The sequence below is a fragment of the Streptomyces sp. RKAG293 genome, from assembly GCF_023701745.1.
In the GTDB taxonomy this organism is placed as follows: Bacteria; Actinomycetota; Actinomycetes; order Streptomycetales; family Streptomycetaceae; genus Actinacidiphila.
The window spans coordinates 356616-376165 of record NZ_JAJOZB010000001.1; the positions used below are offsets into that span (position 1 = coordinate 356616).

Annotated in this window: 7 protein-coding genes; 1 reads left to right on the forward strand and 6 read right to left on the reverse strand. The window is 73.7% G+C overall.

Annotated features, from left to right (window positions below; translation table 11 throughout):
- Positions 1-30 precede the first annotated feature (30 nt).
- The 4 genes from LNW72_RS01530 to LNW72_RS01545 form a co-directional block, all read right to left on the reverse strand.
- Positions 31-6231 (reverse strand): beta-ketoacyl synthase N-terminal-like domain-containing protein, encoded by a 6201-nt coding sequence (locus LNW72_RS01530; RefSeq protein WP_250973628.1) that lies wholly within the window; start codon positions 6229-6231, stop codon positions 31-33.
- Between the two features lie 162 nt (positions 6232-6393).
- A complete protein-coding gene (gene fabD, locus LNW72_RS01535) occupies positions 6394-8628 on the reverse strand; it encodes an ACP S-malonyltransferase (protein WP_250973629.1) in 2235 nt (744 codons plus the stop codon).
- 53 nt (positions 8629-8681) lie between these two features.
- Complete coding sequence (locus LNW72_RS01540; RefSeq protein ID WP_250973630.1) at positions 8682-9461, reverse strand: enoyl-CoA hydratase-related protein; 780 nt, start codon at positions 9459-9461, stop codon at positions 8682-8684.
- 3 nt (positions 9462-9464) lie between these two features.
- The gene (locus LNW72_RS01545; RefSeq protein ID WP_250973631.1) at positions 9465-10697 is read right to left on the reverse strand and encodes a hydroxymethylglutaryl-CoA synthase; all 1233 of its coding nucleotides are present in this window, start codon (positions 10695-10697) and stop codon (positions 9465-9467) included.
- A gap of 162 nt (positions 10698-10859) precedes the next feature.
- Between LNW72_RS01545 and LNW72_RS01550 the strand changes: the two genes are divergently transcribed.
- Positions 10860-11633, forward strand: coding sequence for a 4'-phosphopantetheinyl transferase superfamily protein (locus LNW72_RS01550; protein WP_250973632.1), 774 nt, complete (start codon positions 10860-10862; stop codon positions 11631-11633).
- A gap of 16 nt (positions 11634-11649) precedes the next feature.
- On the opposite strand, the gene LNW72_RS01555 is transcribed toward LNW72_RS01550, so the two are convergent.
- Both LNW72_RS01555 and LNW72_RS01560 read right to left on the reverse strand, forming a co-directional pair.
- Entirely contained in the window at positions 11650-12408 is a 759-nt protein-coding gene (locus LNW72_RS01555; RefSeq protein ID WP_250973633.1) for an alpha/beta fold hydrolase, read from the reverse strand.
- Entirely contained in the window at positions 12398-19525 is a 7128-nt protein-coding gene (locus LNW72_RS01560) for a non-ribosomal peptide synthetase (protein WP_250973634.1), read from the reverse strand. Before LNW72_RS01560 ends, LNW72_RS01555 begins: the two co-directional genes overlap by 11 nt.
- Between the last annotated feature and the right edge of the window lie 25 nt (positions 19526-19550).

The window sequence follows — 19550 nt, forward strand, 5'->3', positions numbered from 1 at the left end:
TTCCGTGGGACGTGGCAAACGTGCCTGGGGCTACCGGTGTCCGCCGGCCAGGGGCGCTCCCTCGTTCTGCTGTCCCGCGCGCGCACCGGTGGTGAACCGCAGGTCGAGGATCGCGGCGCGCGGGGCGTTCCCCAGCGGCCGAGGGACGGGCGGGGCCGACGGGACGGACGGGAATACGGCGCTCCTGGCGGGCGCGTCGAGCCACAGCCTGCGGCGCCGGTACACCGGAGCCGGCAGGGGCCCGCGCACGGGCACCCCGGCCGGTCGCCGTGCCGGGTCGAGGGCGGAGGCGATGAGGTGCGCGTTGGTGCCGCCCAGGCCGAAGGAACTCAGCCCCGCCACCCGCCCGGACGCCTCCACCGGCCAGTCCCGGGTCCGGGTGACCGGCACGAAGGGCGAGTGCGCGAAGTCGAACCGGGGATTGGGGTTGTCGCAGAACAGCGTCGCGGGGATCCGGCCGTGCTGCAGGCACAGTGCCACCTTGATCAGCCCGGCGACTCCGGCGGCGCACAGCAGGTGACCGATGTTCGACTTCACGCTGCCGATCGCGCAGAAGCCCTGGTCCGGGGAGCTCTCCCGGAACACCTCGGCCAGTGCCTGGAGTTCCATCGGATCGCCGATCCTGGTGCCGGTCCCATGCGCCTCGACCAGCCCGATCTCCCGTGCCTGCCGGCCCGCGGCGGCCAGCGCCCGGCGTACGACGTCCGACTGCGCGGCGGGGTTGGGGGTGGTCGTCCCCATCGTGTGACCGTCGTTGTTGACAGCGATCGACTCGATCACCGCGTGGATGCGGTCGCCGTCGGCGAGTGCGGCCTCCAGCGGCTTCAGCAGCACCCCGCCGCAGCCCTCGCCGGGCACCAGACCGTCGGCGGCCTCGTCGAAGCTGCGGCACCGGCCGGTGGGCGAGATCGCGCGGGCGACGCTGAACTCCAGGTAGGGCCTTTCATCCAGCAGCAGTTCGACACCGCCGACCAGGGCCAGTTCGGCGTCGCCCGCCTGAAGCGCGCGGCAGGCGAGCTGTACGGCGACGAGCGACGAGGAACAGGCACTGTCGACCACCATGTTGGGGCCACGGAAGTTGAAGCGGTGCGCGACCTGGGCGGTCAGGAAGTTCTGGTCGGACTGGAGCACCTCGGGCCGTAGCGGCGCTCTGCGGGCGTAGTCCGAGATCCGCCCGCCCACGTAAACCGCGACGTCCCGGCCCCACAGCTCCTCGCGGGTGTAGCCGGCGTCGCTCAGGCAGTCCGCCGTGGTCTCCAGGAAGAGCCGGATGCCCGGGTCGAGTCCGGTGGCCTCCGCGTCGCCGAGCTGGAAGGGCCCGGGGTCGAACATCTCCAGGTCGTCGAGGAACCCGCCCCATTTGCCGGTGCTGTACCCGGACTCGAACTCGGGCCGGTACACCGCCTCGACGTCCCAGCGCCCCGGCGGCACTTCGGTGACCGCGCAACGCTCGTCGAGCAGGTTCTGCCAGTACGTCGCCACGTCGGGCGCGCCGGGGAAGCGGCCCGCCATCCCGATCACGGCCACGGCACCCCGCCCGGGCTCCCGCGCCGGGACGGGCGTCGGGGCGTCGGCCGGGACGCGCACCGGTGCCGGGGCCGGGGCCTGGGCCGGGGCCCGGACAGCGGCGGCGGCCGGCGGCGGCGTGGGCAGCCCCAGGGAGGCGCAATAGGCGGCCAGTTGTTCGACGCTGGAGTGCTCCAGCAGAAGCGCCGGCTGCAGGCGCCGTCCCACCGTCTCCTCGACGCTCTCCAGCAGCTCGCCGAGCATCACCGACTCCACCCCCAGATCGGCAAAGTCGGCCTGTACGTCCAGATCGGCCTCCGGAGTGCCGAGGACGGCGGCGACCAACCGGGTCAGCCACGCGTGCCCGGCGGCGGCCACCGGCGGCGCGGCAGCCATCACCGGCTCGGGCACGGCAGGCCGCTCGGGCACGGCAGGCCGCTCGGGCACGGCGGGCGGCTCCGGCACGACCGATGCTTCAGGCGCGGGCAGGGACTTGGCCCTGACCAGCTCGTCGACGTCCAGCGCACCGGACAGCGGCCGCGCCGGGAGCACCGTGCCGCCCCAGGGCATGGCCACCGCCCGTTCCAGGACGCGCAGGCCCTCGCTGTCGCCGAGCGCGGCGAGCCCCGCCGGGGCGCAGACGTTGTCCTTGCCGCGCGCGGCCCCGCTCTCGGTCCACATGGGCCAGGCCACCGAGCGGAACCAGTCACGCCCTTCCCGCACCTGGTGGGCGACGAAGAAGTCCATCGCCGCGTTCGCTGCCGCGTAGTCGCTGACGCCTACCGCCAGCCGGGGGACGAGGGAGCACGCGGAGGAGAACACCAGGAAGAAGTCGGGGCGGTCGGCCGCGCAGAGCCCGGCGAGCGTCTCCAGGCCGTCGATCTTGGGGGCGAACGTAGCGCGGATCGAGGCGGAGTCCTTGCCCACGAACGCGGGCCTGCCCGTCCCATGGCCCCCCGCGCAGTGCACCACACCGCCGATGGGACCCAGTTCGGTGCGGACCCGCTCCAGGAACCCGGCGATGGCCGCCTCATCGGTCAACGAGCCGGTGTGCACGAGGACTTCGACGCCACGGCCCTCCAGACGCCCGATCACCTCCACGGTCTCGGCCGCGCGCGCGTCCAGTGCGCCCGGCTCGCGCCACCGGTCGCGCGGCGGCAGCGGGCGGCCGCCGAGCACGGCGATCCGGCGGGCGCCGCGGTCTGCCAGGAGGCCGGCGACCTTCGCTCCGATGCCCCGGGTGCCACCCGTCACGACGTAAGCCTTGGCGGGGTCGGGGGCGAGCGGGGCGTAGCGGCCGAGTGTGGGACGGAGCACGGGTTCGTAGCGCAGTCCGTGCCGGTGGCAGACCTCGGCCTGGGCCCCCCGCTCGTGCCACTCACCCCAGATGGAGCCGGCCAGCGCCGCCGGGTCGCCGACCGGCAGGTCGGTGTCGAGAACGGTGGTGTCCAGCCGCGGGTACTCCGCGCCGAGCATCCTCAGGAAGCCCGCGACGCGCGCGCCCGCCGGATCGGGCTCGGAGCCCTCCAGGTCCTGCAGCCCGCGGACGATTTGGATGCCTCGGAGCGGGACGCCGGGGCGGGCGCCGATCAGCCGCCGGATGAGGAGCAACCGCGCGGTCCAGCCATCGGCTGACGTGGCGGACGGGCCGCCGAGGTCGGCGAGGTCGATCCAGCCCCCGATGTTCGGTCGGCGGGCGAACAGCGTCTCCGCCACCGCGTCGGCGCCCGCGTCGTCGGAGTAGCCCGGTTCCCCCGTGCCCGGGCCCTCGCGGACCAGGACCAGGGAGCCGGGGGACGCGGTGCGGGCCAGCTCCTCGGCCAGGCGGCGGGTGGCCTCGGTGTGGAGGCATACGATCACGGTGCCGGAGGGCCCCGTCGCGGCGGAGGCCTGCCCGGTGGGCATCCACTCCCGGTGCAGGAGCTCGGCCTCGTCGGCAGGTCCGGCGGGCGCCGGCACGGACACAGCGGGCGCCGGTACGGAGACAACGGAGGCCGGGAACGGCCCCGGTGCCGGGACTTCGGCGGTCTCCGGGATCCAGCACCGCATCCGCGCGAAGGGGTACGTCGGCAGCGACACGACGCCCGGCCGCGTCCCGGTCCCGTTCGGGGTCCGGTGCAGCATCGGCCAGTCGACCGGGCCGCCGTTCACCCAGTGCTCCCCCGTCTCCCACAGCCCCTCTCCCTCGTCCGCGCGTCCGGGGCGCACCCGGCCCTGCGTCCGGCCCTGGGCCGGAGCACGTCCGCGCAGCAGCCCGGTGTCGTCGCCCCCGGCGAACCGCTCCAGCCGGCCTCGGAGGTCCGCGACATCCGTCGCGATCAGGGCCATCCGCTCCTTGAGCGGCTCGCGCCCGGACTGGAGGGTCCAGGCCACGTCGGCGAGCGCCAGTGCCGCACCGCCCTGCCGCAGACGCTCTGCGAGCCGGTTCGCGACCATCCGCAGCCGCTGCTCGTCGTAGGCGGAGAGGACGATCAGCTGGGGACGGCCCGCCGTCGGCGAGGGGCGCTCCGGCGCCGGTGCGGCGGGGTACTCCTCCAGCACCACGTGGGCGATGGTCCCGCCCGCGCCGAACGAGCTGATGCCCGCGCGCCGGGGTTTGGGGAGACCGTCAGGACCGGCCGCGGAGGGCCACGGCGCGGCCTCGCGCTGTACCCGGAAGGGGGTGGCCGCCCAGTCGACGTTCGGGTTGAGTTCCTCGGCGTGCAGGCTCGGGGCGAGCGTGGCGTGTTCCAGCTGGAGGAGCGTCCTGGTGAACGCCGCGATCCCGGCGGCCGCCTCCACGTGGCCGATCGTCGACTTCACCGAGCCGAGGGGGAGGCTGCCCACCGCCCGGTCCGGCGTGTCGAAAACCCGGTTCAGCCCCTCGATCTCCACCGGGTCGCCGAGCGCGGTCCCCGCCCCGTGCGCCTCCACGTAGTCGATGTCCTGGGGCCGGAGGCCCGCGTCGGCAAGCGCCTCGCGGACGACTTCGCTCTGCGCGACGGGCGAGGGGACGATGTAGCCGTTGGTCCTGCCCGCGTGCACCACCGCGGTGCCCCGGATCACCGCGCGTACGCGGTCACCGTCCGCCAGGGCCCTGGCGAGCGGCTTGAGGACCAGCGAACCGACCCCCTCGGCGGGCACGAATCCGTCGCCGCCCGCGCCGAAGCTGCGGCAGCGCAGGGAGCTGGACGTAAGGGACATCTTGTTCTGCTGGATGAACTTGTTGGGGTGCAGCGAGAGGTTGACGGCGCCGGCGATGGCCACCTCGCAGTCCCCGGAGCGCAGGCTGCGCACGGCGAGGTGCAGAGCGGTCATCGAGGAGGAGCACATGGTGTCGACGGCGAGGCTGGGGCCGTGCAGGTCCATCAGGTACGAGACGCGGTTGGCGATGTTGCCGATGGCGCCGCCCGCGTAGGACGGGTTGCCACGCAGCGTCTCCTCGACGCCGAAGAAGGCGTAGTCGCTGTACATCGAGCCGATGTACACGCCCACCCGGGAACCGTGTTCCTCCCGCAGCCGTTCGCGGGTCAGGCCCGCGTCCTCCAGCGCCTCCCAGCAGGACTGCGTGAACAGCCGCTCCTGGGGGTCCATCAGGGCCGCGTCGCGCGGGGTGATGCCGAAGAACAGCGGGTCGAAGCGGTCGACGTCGTCGAGGAAGCCGCCGACCATGCGGTCGACCGGCCACCCGGGCCTGTGCCGCTCCTCGGGGAGCGGGGTGACGCAGTCCCGGCCGCCGACGAGGTTGGCCCAGAAGGCTTCCAGGTCGGGCGATCGGGGATAGCGGCCCGCGATGCCGATGACGGCGATCGCCCCGTTGCCGGCGATCGTTCCGTTGCCGACGGGGACGGCCACGGGGCCGGGTGCCGGGGCGGGCACCGGTGCGACCGCGGGAGCGGCGGCGGGGGCCGCGGCGGCCGTACGGCGTGCGTCGTGCCGCCGGACGAGACGCTCCGCCACCTCGGACAGGTGGCGGCACTCGAAGAACAGGGTGCGGGTGGTGACGGCCCAGTCGCGCTCCAGGTCGGCGTTGAGCAGGTTGATCTGTAAGGACGTCAGTCCGTACTGGTCGAAGGAGGTGTGGGCGTCGAGATCCCCGAGGGGGATCCCCGACACCTCGGCGTAGCGGCCCAGCAGGTACTCCTCCAACTCCGCGGCGCGCGCGGCGGAGTCGGCCGGTTCTGGTACACGTTCCGGCTCCGCCGCCGTACCCGCACCCGTACCCGCCCCGGGACCGGTGTGCGGATCCTCCTCGGCGAACGGATAGGCGGGCAGGTTCACCCGCGCGGGCGGCTGCCGCCAGTACAGGTGCCAGGGCAGGTCGGTGCCGCCGGCCCAGAGCTCGGCCGCCTCCGCGGTCGTCGCGGGCTGTCGCGGGTGGGCCCCGGCGGTCGCCGGGTGGGCCGAACCGGTGTGGACGCGGGGGTCCGGCCGCCCGGCCAGGTAGGCGTCGAGGGCGGCCACGGCCTCGGCCAGCCCGGTGCAGACCACGGCGAGCCGGTGCCGGAGCGGTGTCCGGCCGGTTTGCGTCGTCCAGGCAACGTCGGCGGGCAGCACGCCGGAGGCGGACCCCTCGCGCACCACGCGGTCGAGGTGGTCGCGCAGGGACCGTGCGGAGCGGGTCAGCCGTCCGGGGTCGCCTGCGGAGACGAGGACGACGGCCGGGTCACGAAGGGCCGTTCCTGAGGGCTGGTCGCCGCCGGTCACCGGGGTGCCGTCGGCGAACACGCTGTCATTCCACTCCATACCGTCTCACTCCACGGGTCTCGACTTCTCGTCCGCGTCGGCCCGACAGGTGGCGCGCTCCACGGATCCGCCCGACTGGGGCACGGACCGGATGGCACACGCCGCAGACCGTAACCGCGGTTCGCTGGTGTGTCTCTATCGGAGGGCTCTTTTCGGCCCACATCACCGACCGGCCGCCTCGATCAGTTCCGCGGCGCCGGCCAGGAGGTATTCGGCGACGGTGTCCGCGTCCCGCGCCGTCCAGGAAGCCAGTTCCGTCCCGGCGACCCGCCGGTTGAAGTCGGCCAGTTCCGTCTCGCAGTCCAGCCGGTGGTCCAGCGGCCGGGCCGGTTCGCCCGCTTCGTCCACGCGTCCCGCCTCGCGCAGGTACCAGCGGAAGACGGACGCCATGCGGTGCCGGGGCCCGTCGAGGCCCTCCCGTCCAAGGGCGGGGAGCCCGGCGAGCACCTCGTCGAAGGACCGGCCGAGGCAGGCCCGCTCGACATGGGCCCGGGTCGCCGCCGGGATCTCGTCGAAGGACCGGTGGTCCCGGTAGAGCCGGTACAGGTGGTTGGCCCTGGCCGGAAACAGTGTGCCGACACGCATCACACGGGTTCGCGCGCCGAGCGCGAAGTGCCGCTCGCCGGGCGCCCAGCAGAGATCGTGGTCCAGCAGACCGGACAGCTTCTCCTTCAGCGGCCGGCTCCAACGAGCCTGCGGGGTGGACTGGTTCACCGAAGTGGTGACGGTGAAGTCGGCGCCCAACGCGAAGGCGGCCGCGGTCCGCTCCGGGGTGCCCGCCGCTCCGCGTACCCCGACGTGGACCGGCTCCGGGTAGCCGTGCCGGTGGCTCAGGTGCCGTACGAGGGCCGTGATGGCGGGCAGCAGCGCGAACGCGTCAGCGCAGTCCGTGCTCCATCCGGCGGAGGTCTCGACGGCGAGGTCCGAGGCGACCGGCAGGCCCCGCGCCGCTTCCGCCTCCTCCTCCGTGAGGCCTCCCCCGGCGACCAGGGTCATGAGCAGGGCGGGGGACGGCGGGGCGAGGAAGGCGGCGGCCTGCTCGACGCCCGTGACCCTGGCGATGACGTGGTGCGCCGCCACCGGGTCGCGGTCGCGGCGGGCACCGCTGAACCGGAAACGCACCAGGTCGGCGGTGGGGCCGGCGGGGAAGTCCGCCTCCACGTGGCGGACACCGTGGTCCAGGAACCGGGACACGGCCGCCGGAGCGGCGGGGTCGTCGCGCAGTGCCATGCCCCATCCGCCGCGCGCGGCGCCTTCGGGGACGTCGGCGGCGCGGTCGGCGAAGGACAGCAGACCGGCACCGGCCATGCGCGCGCAGAGCTCCCGGGTCCCGGCCCCGGCACCTCCCGCTCCGGCCGCGTAGGCGAGGCGGACGCCGTACCGCTCGCGGAAGCCGGGCGCGCCCAACTGCCCGGCCCCCGGGCGCGGCTTCGGCTTCGGCTTCTGCTTCTGCTTCGGCTTCTGCTTCTGCTCCTGCTCCTGCTCCTGCTTCGGACCAGGCGGAGCAGGTGCCGGCCGGGGAACCGCTACGGGCACGGCCTCGGCGGGCCGCGCCGGGATCCGCTCCTCCGCCATCGCCCAGAGCTTGCGGAGCACGCTCCCCGGCCCGACCTCCACCAGTTCGGTGACGCCGTGCCCGACCAGGTACTCGATGCTGTCCCACCAGCGGACCGGACGGCACATGTGGTCACGCAGCAGCGCCCCGATCTCCTCGGCCCGGTGCGGCAGGGCCGTCACGTTCGACAGCACGGGCACCCGTGGCTCGCGGAAGTCCACCGTGCCGAGGAGCTCGCCGAGTTCGTCCGCCGCGTCCCGCATGTACCGGGAGTGCGCGGCCACGCTGACGTAGAGCAGCACACACTTGCCCGCGCCTTCCCCTCGGAGGACCGGCGCGAGCGCGCGCACCGACTCCTCGGGGCCCGAGAGCACCGTCTGGAGCGGGGAGTTGTAGTTGGCCACGTCCACGTCGCTCGCACCCACGCGGCTCAGCACCCGCTCGATCCGGCCGGCCTCGAGGCCCACCACGGCCAGCATGCCGCCCCTGGTGGCACGGGCCATGATGTCGGCGCGGGCCGCGACCAGACGCAGCCCGGTGCCGAAGTCGACGGATCCCGCCGCGTACAGGGCGCTGTACTCGCCGAGGCTGTGCCCGGCCATGAAGTCCGGCTGCGGGGACCGGCCTGCGAGGTCGAGGTACTTCAGTGCGTTGACGGTGAACATGACCGGCTGCAGATTGCGGGTGTCCTGGAGCAGCGCCGGGTCGTCGCACAGCTCGCGGACGGACCGCCCCAGCACGGCGTCGGCCTCGGCGGCGATCGCGGGGAAACGTTCGAACAACCCCTCCGCCATGTGCTTGCGCTGGGAGCCCTGACCGGGAAACGCCCATACGACTGCCATTCGGTTCCCTTCCCCAGTGTCAGTGCCCCGGGCGCCGGCCGCGCGGGGTCCGTTCACTTCTCCCACGGGTAGCGCCCCGTGGCGGCGAAGCGGGCGAACCCGTCCCGCACCCCGGGGGCCGAGGCCAGCCGGGCGAATTCGTCGACGGCGTGACGTTCGGTCTGCTCGGTGACGGGGTGCAGTGACGAGAAGTAGCGCTTGGCGTCGCCGATGACGTGCCCGTCGACCTTGGTGAGCCGCGAGACGAGACGGCGTACGAGGGGGTCTGCGTCCGGTGAGACCTCATCGGCCAGCCGACGTTCGGCCGCTTCTGCGGCGGTGAGCGGAAGGGTGGTCAGCGTCATCGCGTACGCGGTCTGGAAGCCGGTGCGGCGGATCAGGTACGGCAGGACGCTGCACGGCAGCAGGCCCCACAGCGCCTCGGGGAGGCTGAAGGTGGACCGCTCGGTGGCGTGCACCAGATCGCAGGCCGCCACCAGTCCCACTCCGCCGCCCGCCACCCGGCCGTCGACGCTGGCGACGATGGTGCGCGGCAGGTGCGTGAACCGCCGCAGCAGGCGGAAGAAGGCAGTGCCGTTGAGCGACGCGCCGTCGGGTCCGCCGGGCGCGGACCCGGACGCGGCGGCCTCGGCCATGTCGAGTCCGTTGCAGAAGACGCTGCCCCGCGCGTCGATGACGACGACGCGGCATTCGGCGGCGGCCTCCGCCTCGTCCAGAGCCCGGTCCAGGTCGGCCAGCAGTGTGGCGTCGACGGTGTTGCCCCGGTCGGGGCAGGCAAGCGTGACACGCAGCACCGGTCCCGTACGGGTCACCTCGATGGCGCTGTAGGTCATGGCTCAGCTCCAGCGGTAGACGCGGTGAAAGTTCTCGATGCGATCGAGCACCAGCAGGCCCGCGCCGTCGAACAGGTCCGCGTAGAGGTCCGCGTACGGCTTGGGGTCGAAGTCCCGCTCCTGCACGCCGAACGCGCGGTCGCCGCCCAGCTCGGTGACGGCGTCGTACTCCGCGAAGGTGAGCTCGCGGCGGGCATCCAGGGCCGCGCCGATCCGCAGCTCCCCCACGTTGCGGACGGCGTCGGCCCCCAGGACTCCGCTGAAGAACTCCGAGCCGCAGCCCGACCCGTACGAGAACAGCCCGATCCGGCACGGGCCGACGGGGCCGCCGGTGTCGATCAGCGAACACAGCGCGAGGTAGAGGGAGGCGGAGAACAGATTGCCGACCCTGGAGCTGTACTCGAGCGTGGGCACGACCCGACGTTCGAAGTCCGCCTGCGACTCGTTCGGGGGCAGGCCACGGTGCTTGCGCAGCAGCATGCGGTGCGCGCCCTTGACCATGCCGGCGAAGGGGGTGTGCAGGACGAGGTGGGCGAAGCTGTCGACGATGTCGGCGCCCGCGACGCGGTCGCGGTACGCGGCGAAGCTCTGTTCCAGGCAGGTCATGTACGACAGCAGGGAGACGTCCGCGTCCACGACGTCGAGGTCGGGCCGGGGGCGGAGGGTGTCCATCACCTCGAAGGTGTGCAGTCCGCTGGCGCCCGGGTCGAGTTCGAGCACGTCGGGCCGCTGGCTGACGATCATCGCTGCGGCGCCGCCGCCCTCCGACGGCTCCCAGTAGGTACCGCGCGAGGCGGCGCTGGGGGCGTCGGCGGCGATCACCAGGGCCTTGGCGGTCGGCACCGGGGACGAGCCGATGATGCCGGCCGCGGTCTGCAGGGCGGCGGTGCCGCCGTAGCAGGCGTGTTTGACCTCGAAGGACCGGCAGCGCGAGCTCAGTCCCAGGTAGTGGTGGATGTACGTGCTGATGGGCTTGCCCAGGTCGAGGCCCGACTCGGTGCCGACCACCAGCAGTTCGACGGAGTCGCGTTCCTGGGGGGTCATCCGGTCCAGCAGCGGCCGGGCCGCGTTCACACCATTGGTGATGGCGTCCTCGCACGGCAGATTGACCGATTTCTGACGCATCATCAAGTTCTGGAACCTGGCCAGGTCGAGACCCCGGGCCCGGAACAGTTCCTCCACGTCGAAGCGGGCTCGCGCCACATAGGCGTTGAGCGCCTCGATACCGACGGCCATACACGCTCCCGCCCTCGGGGGGTCACCCGCGAGGACCCCGGTGGTGTCGGTTCTAGTCCGCTGGAGTACGGGGGGTCTGCTCACTATTGAACGGCGGGGCCAACCGGTCGCGGCACACGCTCGCAGGGTGCCGCCGTGTGCGGGACGAGAAGGGAGCCCGCCGTGCCGCCGACGTCCTGCTCGCCGCCCGGGGAACGCGCGCTCGCCGCGACGCGACCGCTCGCGCTGTACAGCCCGGGTACGGGACATCCGGTCGCCCACCTCTGGACCGCGGAACCGGCGCCCCGCGGGACCGTGGCGGGCCGGGAGTGGCTATCCCGTGACGAGCGCAACCGGCTGGACGCCCTGTTGCTGGAGAGCGACCGGGCGCTGTTCGTCACGGCCCGCGTCCTGCTGCGCACCGCCCTGAGCCGCTGTGTGCCCGGCGTCGGCCCCGCCGAGTGGGCCTTCCGTACGGGCTCCCACGGACGCCCCGAGGTGCTGTCCCCCAGGACCGCACCCCGGCTGCGCTTCAACATCTCGCACACCCGGGGCCTGGCCGCCTGCCTGGTCTGCCCGGAGATCGACTGCGGGCTCGACGTCGAATGCCTGGACCGCAGTTTCGACCCGGTGCGACTGGCGCGGTCGATGCTCAGTGCCGCCGAGGCCGACGACGTCGCCGCCGCCCCCGGCGGGTACGTCACCACCGAGCGGTTCATCCGCTACTGGACGCTCAAGGAGGCGTACAGCAAGGGCCGTGGGCTCGGCCTTTCGCTGCCCACCGGCTCGTACAGCTTCCGGCTGGGGCCGCCGGGTCCCGCCCGGCTGCACGCGTCGGACGACGACGGCGCCGACTGGCAGTTCGGGCAGTGGCTGCACGGTCCCGGCCACATGGTGGCCGTGGCGATGCGGCGCGGACCGGCCGGCGACCTGGCCCTGGTCCGGCACCCCGGGTGAGCGTGGCGGCCGCCGCTCAGGCCGCCGCCGGGCGTACGTCCTCCTCCAGCTCCCCGGTCAGCCCGGCCCTCAGCGGCACGGGCAGGTCCTTGAGGTAGAAGTGGTTGCCCTCGTACACCGTCATCCGGAACGGCCCTTTCGTGGTCCGGTTCCACAGACCCATCTCCAGCGGTGTCACCTCCGGGTCCCGCTCGCCGGTGAAGCCGGCCACGGGGCAGGTCAGCGGCGGCCCCTCCGACGGACGGTAGGTCTCGTTCACGGCGAAGTCGGCGCGCAGCCCCGGCAGGAACATCCGCACCAGCTCCCGGTGGCGCAGCACCTCCTCGGGGATGCCCCCCAGTTGGGCGACGGCCTGGAGGAAGTCGGCGTCGTCCAGACCGGCGAAAGCACGGCGGCGGGCGGCGAGGTGCGGGGCGCGGCGTCCGGAGACGAGCAGCCGCCGGGGCGCGCGCACCGGGTCGCCGTCGAACCGCCGGGCCACCTCGTAGGCCACCGCGGCGCCCATGCTGTGCCCGAACAGCGCGTAGGGGCGGTCCAGATACGGTGCCAGCCCCTCGCAGAGCGGGTCGAGGAGGTCGGCCATGCGGGTGTAAGGGGTTTCCTCGATCCGCGCCTCCCGGCCGGGGAGGATCACCGGGCACACCTCGATCTGCGGTGGCAGCAGCGCGCGCCAGGGCCGGAAGAAGCCACCGCCGCCCCCGGCGTGCGGGAAGCAGAACAGCCGCAGCGGCGCGTCCGTGGTGGCGTCGCCGTTCCTGAGCCAGCTACCGGTCATGTCGGTCGCTCCTTCGGTGGTCGTCGGGGGACGCCGACCTCAGTACGGCGTGGCCGTAGGACCCGGACGCCGACATGGCGTTGACCAGCGCGCGCAGGGGGGCGCCTGGGGCGAGCGGCTCCCAGGGACGGGAGGCGCCGTCGACGATGTCGAGCCGGGCGTCCTCCCAGTCGACCAGCGGGGTACGCCGGTCGGCCAGCGCTGTGGGCACGAGCGCGCGGTGCCGCATCTGGAGCAGGGCCTTGGTCAGCTGTGAGAGCCCGGAAGCGGCCTCCAGGTGGCCGATGTTGGGCTTGACGGTGCCCACGGTCAGCGGGAGCGGGCCGCCCGCCGAGGCCGGCTGGTCCGCCCGCTCCGCCGGGCGCAGCGCCCGCAGCAGGGCCTCGACCTCGGCGGCGTCGGCGAGTGTCGCGCCGGACGCCGCGCACTCCGCGTACCCGATGTCGCGGCCGGCGATGCCGTGCTGTCGCAGCATGTGCTCCAGGGAACGGGCCAGCGCGTCGACGGCCGGTGTACCGAAGCGTCCCGCGCCCCCGGCCGACCCGACGCCGGTCGCCTCGATGACGCCGTGCAGCACGTCGCGGTCCGCGGCGGCGGCGCGCAGCGGGCGCAGCAGCAGGGCGCCCGCGCCCTCGCCGGGCGACCAGCCGGTGTTCTCCTCGGCGAAGGCGCCGGGTCCCGGGAGGGTGGCGGCCAGGCCGAGGTCCGTCAGGAGCGCCAGGTGGTACGGGTGTGCCACGACGTTGACCCCGGTCACCACGGCGGCGTCACAGTCGCCGCGCCGCAGGCTCTGTACCGCGAGGTGCAGGGCCGTCAGCGAGGACGAACAGGCCGTGTCGACGGCGACGGCCGGTCCCTCGAAGCCGAAGCAGTGGGCGATACGGGCGGGGATGTCGGAGGCGGCGCCGGACAGTTCGGCGGGCGCGCCGGCCCGTCGGCGATCCTCGCCGGACTGCCGGTGGTCGTGCCACATCACGGCGGTGAACACGCCGACCCGGGGCGCGGAGCGGTGCAGCGACGCTGGTGTGTGTCCCGCGTCCTCCAGGCACTGCCACACCACGGGCAGCAGTAGCCGCAATTGGGGGTCGAGCAGCTCGGCCTCGCGGGGCGAGATGCGGAACAACAGGCTGTCGAAGGGTTCGGTGCCGGTCAGGTATCCGCCGTGGGGGAAGCCGTGCGGGAAGCTCCCGGACGACGGCCCGTCCGACCCGGTGACGGCGCGGAACGCGGCGGCCCGCGCGGCGGGCAGCGCTCCCAGCGCGCTACGGCCCAGGCTGAGGCCTTCCCAGAGGCTGTCGAGGTCACGCGCGCCGGGATAGATCCCCGCCATTCCGGTGACGGCGACCTCCGCCGTCACCGGTTCGGGAGCGGCAGCTCGGACGGGGGCCGGTGCGGCCGTCGGCGCGGAGGCGGCGCGACGCGTGACGGGGCCGGCCATGAAGGAGTGCAGCAGCCGCTGACCCGGGTGCAGCCGGAACTGGTCGCGCACCGATGCGAAGGCCAGGGCGCCCACCGGGCAGAGCCCGACGGCCGAGTCCTGCTGCTCGCTCATGAGCAGTTGCCCGATGTAGCCCGCCTCCAGCGCGAGGTACAGCTCCGACTCGGGCCCGTACAAGGGCGCGATGCCCCTCGGCTCGGAGATCAGGTAGACCTCGAACGCCGCCCGGTCGTATACCGCTCTGTTGTACTGGAAGTGCGTGGTGCGGTCGATGCCGCCGCCGTCGCCGACCCGTTGGAGCGCGTTCTCGCCGGGCCGGTAGTAGTAGACGCCCTCGGGCACGCCGGCTACGCCGTGCGGCTTGACATGCAGGTAGACCTGTACCGCGTAGGTGTCACCGGCGGAGGCGTACAGCCTGCTGGGCTTGTGTCCTTCGGGCCGTTGCCGCAGCACCGTGAGGAACCGGCAGAAGTCGGCGTAGGCCAGCGGTCCTTCGTCGAAGTCGCGCCGGGTGGCGCGCTCCTCGAACCGCTCCGGGGGCAGCTGTTCGCCCGTGAGCCGCAGCACGGGCTCTTGGTCGCTCTGCGGGCGCAGGTGCCGGGCAGCGGACTTGAACTCCGCACGGGCCTGCGGGGAGAAGAATTCCACGCTGTCCCCGGGGTCGTCCCCGGGCTCGTCCGCGGGCCCGGGGACGACCCCGGGCTCGTCCGCGGGCCGCTCGTCCGTCGGACCCGGCACGACGGCGGGGACCACCGGCGCCGTGGGGGCATCGGGGACGGCGAAGGCCGCAGCGGCGGTCCCCGTACCTCCCGCGCCCTGGCCCGTCAGGTGCCGCACCATGCTCGCGACCGTCGGTTCGGCCAGCAGCGCCGACACCGGGACCCGGCGCCCGTACCGCTCGCGCAGCGTGGACGAGAGCTGGGCCAGGGTGAAGGAGGTGGCGCCCTGGTCCCACAGGTCCAGGGTCGGGTCGACCTCCGGTACGTCGATCAGGCCGGCCAACAGGGAGACCAGTTCGTCCTGCAGCGCACCGGCGGACGGCAGGACGTCCTTCCCCGCAACCGCAACCGCACCCGTGCCCGTGCCGGTGGCCGTTCCCGTGCCGCGACGCAGGGCCGGTTCGGCCACGGGCCCGGGTTCAGGCACCGGCACCGGCTCTGGCGCCGGCTCCTGTGGCCCCGGCAGCGGCCAGGGCAGGGCCTCGCGGTCCAGCTTGCCGTTCGCGGTCGCCGGGAACGACGGCAGGAAGGCCGCGAAGTTGGGCACCATGTAGTCCGGCAACGTCCTGGCCGCGAACCGGCGCAGGTCACCCACCGACGGTTCGGGCTGCCCCGGCTCGGCCAGCAGGTAGGCCACCACCCGGCGGTCCCCGGTGCCGTCCTGGCGCGCCAGCACCACGGCGTCCCGCACGGCGGGATGCGCGCGCACCCGGTGCTCGATCTCGCTGAGTTCGACCCGGAAGCCGCGGATCTTGACCTGGTGGTCGAGCCGCCCGAGGAAGGTCATGACACCGTCGGGACGGAACGCGGCCCGGTCCCCGGTGCGGTACATCCGCTCGTCGGGACCACCGTGGAACGGATCGGGCACGAAGCGCTCCGCTGTCACCCCGGGCTGGCCGGGGTAGCCCAGGCTCAGACAGTCACCGGCGATGTACAGGTCGCCCTCGGTGCCGACGGGGCACGGTTCCATCCGCTCGTCGAGGATGTAGTAGCGGGCGTTGTCGATGGGCCTGCCGTACGGAATGCTGCGCCACTCCGGGTCGATCTCGCCGACCGGGAACCAGTTGGACCATACGGTGGCCTCCGTGGCGCCGCCGAGGCTGACGAGGTCCGCCTGGTCGAAGACCTCGCGGAGTACGCCGGGCAGGGACAGCGGCGTGTAGTCGCCGCTCAGGAAGACCAGCCGCAGGTCGTGCCTCCCGGGGTGCTCCCGGTACCGGCCGAACAGCGGAGCGAGTTGGGCCAGCGTCGTCGGCGCGGAGTTCCAGAAGGTGATGGGCTCGCGCAGCAGCACCTCGGTGAGGAGCTCCGGGTCGAGCTGCTCGGTCTCGTCGGCGATGTAGAGGCCGGCGCCGGTGCCGAGCAGGCCGAGGATGTCGAACACCGACAGGTCGAAGCCGAGCGAGGTGACGCACAGTCCGGTGTCCTCGGGCCCGAAGCCGAAGGTCCGCTCGCACCAGCCGAACAGGTTGTGCAGAGACCTGTGCGCGACCGAGACGCACTTGGGCCTGCCGGTGCTGCCGGAGGTGAAGATGAGGTAGGCGGTGGAGTCCGGGCCGGTGACCGGCTCCGCGTTCCCCGGGTCGGGCACGTCCGCGCCACTGAGGTCGTCCGACTCCACGTCGAGCACGCCGATGCCGGGCGGGACCGCCCACGCGGGCGCGGCGGGGGTGGTCAGGACGGTCCGTACCGCGGTGTCCTCCAACATCCCGGCCGCGCGCTCAGCGGGCAGGGACGGGTCCACGGGGACGTAGACGCCGCCCGCCTTGAGCACGCCGAGGACCGACACGGCCATCGCGGGCCCGCGGCGCACGGAGATGGCGATGGGCGTCCCGGCGGTGACGCCCCGGCGCCGCAGCGCTCCGGCGACCAGGTTGGCCCGCCGGTTCAGCTCGCCGTAGCTCATCGTCCCGCCCCGCCAGCGCAGCGCCACCGCGTCGGGGCGGAGCGCCGCCTGCTCCTCGAACCGCAGGTGGACGGGTCCTTCGGCCCGGTACGGCACGGCGGTGTCGTTCCACTCGTACACCATCCGGTGCCGCTCGCCGCCCGGTTCGGGGCGATCCGCAGGGCGGTCCCGCGACTCGTCGTCCGCCTGCTCGGTGAGCTCGCGGAGCGTGTCGAGGAACCGTGCGAAGGCGGCGTCGAGCAAGCCGTCGGGAAAGCGGTCGGCCACCGCGTCCCACGCCACGTGCAGGGCTTCGCCGTCGTCGACGGTGACGCAGTCCAGCGCCACGTCGGGGGTGGCGGTCCCCCAGGGCGCCATGACCGTGCCGGACGGCAGCGGATGGTCCGAGACGTCGAGCACGCTGGTGAAGACCACTGGGTGCGCGAAGGGCTCGTCACGGCGCCGTCGCAGCACCAGCCGGCGCATCTCGGCGAGGCCGGCGGACGCGTCGGTGGCGGCGTCCTCCGCCAGGATCCGGCCGTAGGCGCGGGCCGCGTCCGGCGGCGGGGTGCCGGGCGCGGCGGACCGCACCCAGCTGAGCGCGGTGAGTTCGGCGGGGCGACGGGAGTCGTCGCCCTCCTGCCAGCGCACCACGGGCACCGTGAACGGTTCGTCCCACTCGGCGGCGAGCGCCGCGCAGTACGCGGCGAGGAGAACCGTGTCCAGCTCCACGCCGTGCCGTCCTGCCCACCGCAGCAGCGCGGCCCGCTCGGTCAGCCGGCCGGTGCGCCGTACCGGGTCGTGCGCCCCGGGCGTTCCCTCGGGCAGCCGGGGGCCCGACGGCAGGTCCACGAGCCGGGCGCGCCAGTGCTCCCGGCCGGATGCCTCTGCGGGCTCCGCGCCCGAGGACGGTGCGGCGGCGGCCGGGGCGGTGTCAGGGGCCAGCGCAGCGACAGAGGTCGGTACATGGGCAGGAATGTCGGCGGACGGGTCCGCATACCGCCACAACAGTTCCCTGGCCAGCAGGACGATGCTGCGCGCGTCCGCCACCAGCAGATCCACCGCCAGGTGCACGGTGGCCCGGCCCGCCGCGCGGCGGACGACCCGCAGATCGGCGTGGGGTCCGCGGCCGAGAGGGAAGGGGCGGTGCGTCATGTCGTGGCGCAGCGCGTGTTCCACGGCCTCGGCCTCGGCGTCTCCGGCGTCCGCGAGGTCCACCACCGGTATCCACTGGTCGGCGGGGGCGTCCGGCAGCACCCGCTGCCGCCCGTCGTCGCCGACACGAGTCCGCAGTACGTCGTGCTCGCGCACCAGGCGCAGCCAGGCGGCCTGCAGCCGGCCGGGGTTGAACCCCGTCACCGTGAAGCTCTGGTGGAGCTGACAGCCCCGTGAGCGGTCGCCGGCGACGCGTGGCACGTAGTACGCCTGCTGGAGCCCGTTCAGCGGCGCGGCGACGGCCGTCGATACCGGCTCGGCGGGCTCGCACAGCCCCTGCAATGCCTGGCAGTACCGGCTGAACAGCGCGTCGACGGTACCTGTCGGGAAGAGGGCGTCCGCCGTGTCCCAGCGGACTTCGAGTCCCCCGGCGCGCAACCGCACCTGGTGGTCCAGGGCGACGCCCGAGGTCTGGCCGACCGCGTAGCGCTCGTGGTCCGCCATGCTCCCGGCGTCGGCTCCCTCCACCGCGATGTCGAGCAGGCTGGTGAAGACCACGGGCAGCCGGGGCACCTCCGTACCCCGGGCCCGTAGCTCGCGCAGCACCTCGACACCGCTGACCGAGCTGTGCGACAGGGCTTCCCACACCTGCTGGTGCAGCGCGCCCACCGCTTCCCGGGACGTCCGGGCGCCCGGCTCGTCGTCGACGACGAGCACGCAACTGGAGGTGTAGGGGCCGATGAGCCGCTCGGCCTCACGCGGCATCCGCGACCGATCGGTGGTCGTCAGGACGAGGGAGAAGGGGCCCGCGGGCGCGCCGCCGCCCAGTACGTCGGTGAAGACCGAGAGCACCAGGGTGGTCGGCGAGACGCCCAGTTCTGTGGCCCTGCGCCGCAACGCCCGCCACTGGGCCGGTACCAGCCGAGCGCGCCGGGGGCGTCGGAGGTGGCAGTCGAGGTCCGCCGGCGGTTCCGGGGGCTCGGACAGGAGCAGGTCGGGGCCGCCGGGCAGGTCCTTGAGCCGTTCCGTCCAGTACTCCAGGTCCGCGCGGTGGCCGGTGCTCTCGCGGCGCCGGGCGAGGAACACAACGCTGTCCCGGAGCGAGAAGGGTGCGAGGGGCAGCTCGTGCTCGTCGCTCTCGTACGCCCCCCACCAGTGACGCAGCAGCAGTTCGGTGCCGTGCGCGTCGGTCACTCCGCCGTCGATGCCGAAATGCACCACCGCGCGGCCCGACGGTGACCGGCGGGTGATCTCGATGGTGAACGGCGGCCATTCGCCCGGCGGATAGCGGTGGTGCGACATCCGGCTGCGCACGTCCGCAGCCGTGGCCGCCCAGTCGTCGGGCCCTTCGGTCTCGTGCACCACGGGCTCCGGGGCACGCGCCGTCTCCAGCACCCGCTGGGAGCGGCCCACCCCGGTCAGCCTGAGAGCGTCGAAGTGGGCCACCACACGCTGCCAGGCGCTGCTGAGCCGCTCCACGTCGAGGCCGTCGAGCTCGAACTCGTGGTAGTGATGGCACCCGATCGCGTCGGAGTCCAGTTCGGCGTACTTGCCGACGACGTACGCCTCTTGGAGCGGCGTGGCGGGGAACGGCTCGTGGCGCCGCTCCGGTTCCGTCGGCACACCGGGCGGCGCGGCCGCCTCGCCGGTGCCGGGACGGCCGCCGGCCTCGTCGATCCAGGCGGCCAGATCGCCCACGGTCCGGCACTGCAGCAGCCGGGGTAGCGGTACTTCGACGCCGAATTCAGCGTCGGCCTCCAGGACCAGCCGGACGGCGGCGAGGGAGGACAGGCCCGCGTCGGAGAGCACCGTGTCGGCTGTGAGTCTCCCGCTCTCGGGCAACAGGCGGCACAGGATGTCCACCAGGCGCCCGCAGGTGCTGTCCGCCCGCTGCGGCACAGTGGTTGTTGCAGGCTTCATCGGTCCCCCAGGTGGAGGATCCGGC

Excerpts from the sequence above, each read along its gene's own strand:
- LNW72_RS01530 (WP_250973628.1), bottom strand. The coding sequence starts at position 6,231 with ATGGAGTGGAATGACAGCGTGTTCGCCGACGGCACCCCGGTGACCGGC.
- fabD (WP_250973629.1), bottom strand. The coding sequence starts at position 8,628 with ATGGCAGTCGTATGGGCGTTTCCCGGTCAGGGCTCCCAGCGCAAGCAC.
- LNW72_RS01560 (WP_250973634.1), bottom strand. The coding sequence starts at position 19,525 with ATGAAGCCTGCAACAACCACTGTGCCGCAGCGGGCGGACAGCACCTGC.
- LNW72_RS01540 (WP_250973630.1), bottom strand. The coding sequence starts at position 9,461 with ATGACCTACAGCGCCATCGAGGTGACCCGTACGGGACCGGTGCTGCGT.
- LNW72_RS01555 (WP_250973633.1), bottom strand. The coding sequence starts at position 12,408 with ATGACCGGTAGCTGGCTCAGGAACGGCGACGCCACCACGGACGCGCCG.
- LNW72_RS01545 (WP_250973631.1), bottom strand. The coding sequence starts at position 10,697 with ATGGCCGTCGGTATCGAGGCGCTCAACGCCTATGTGGCGCGAGCCCGC.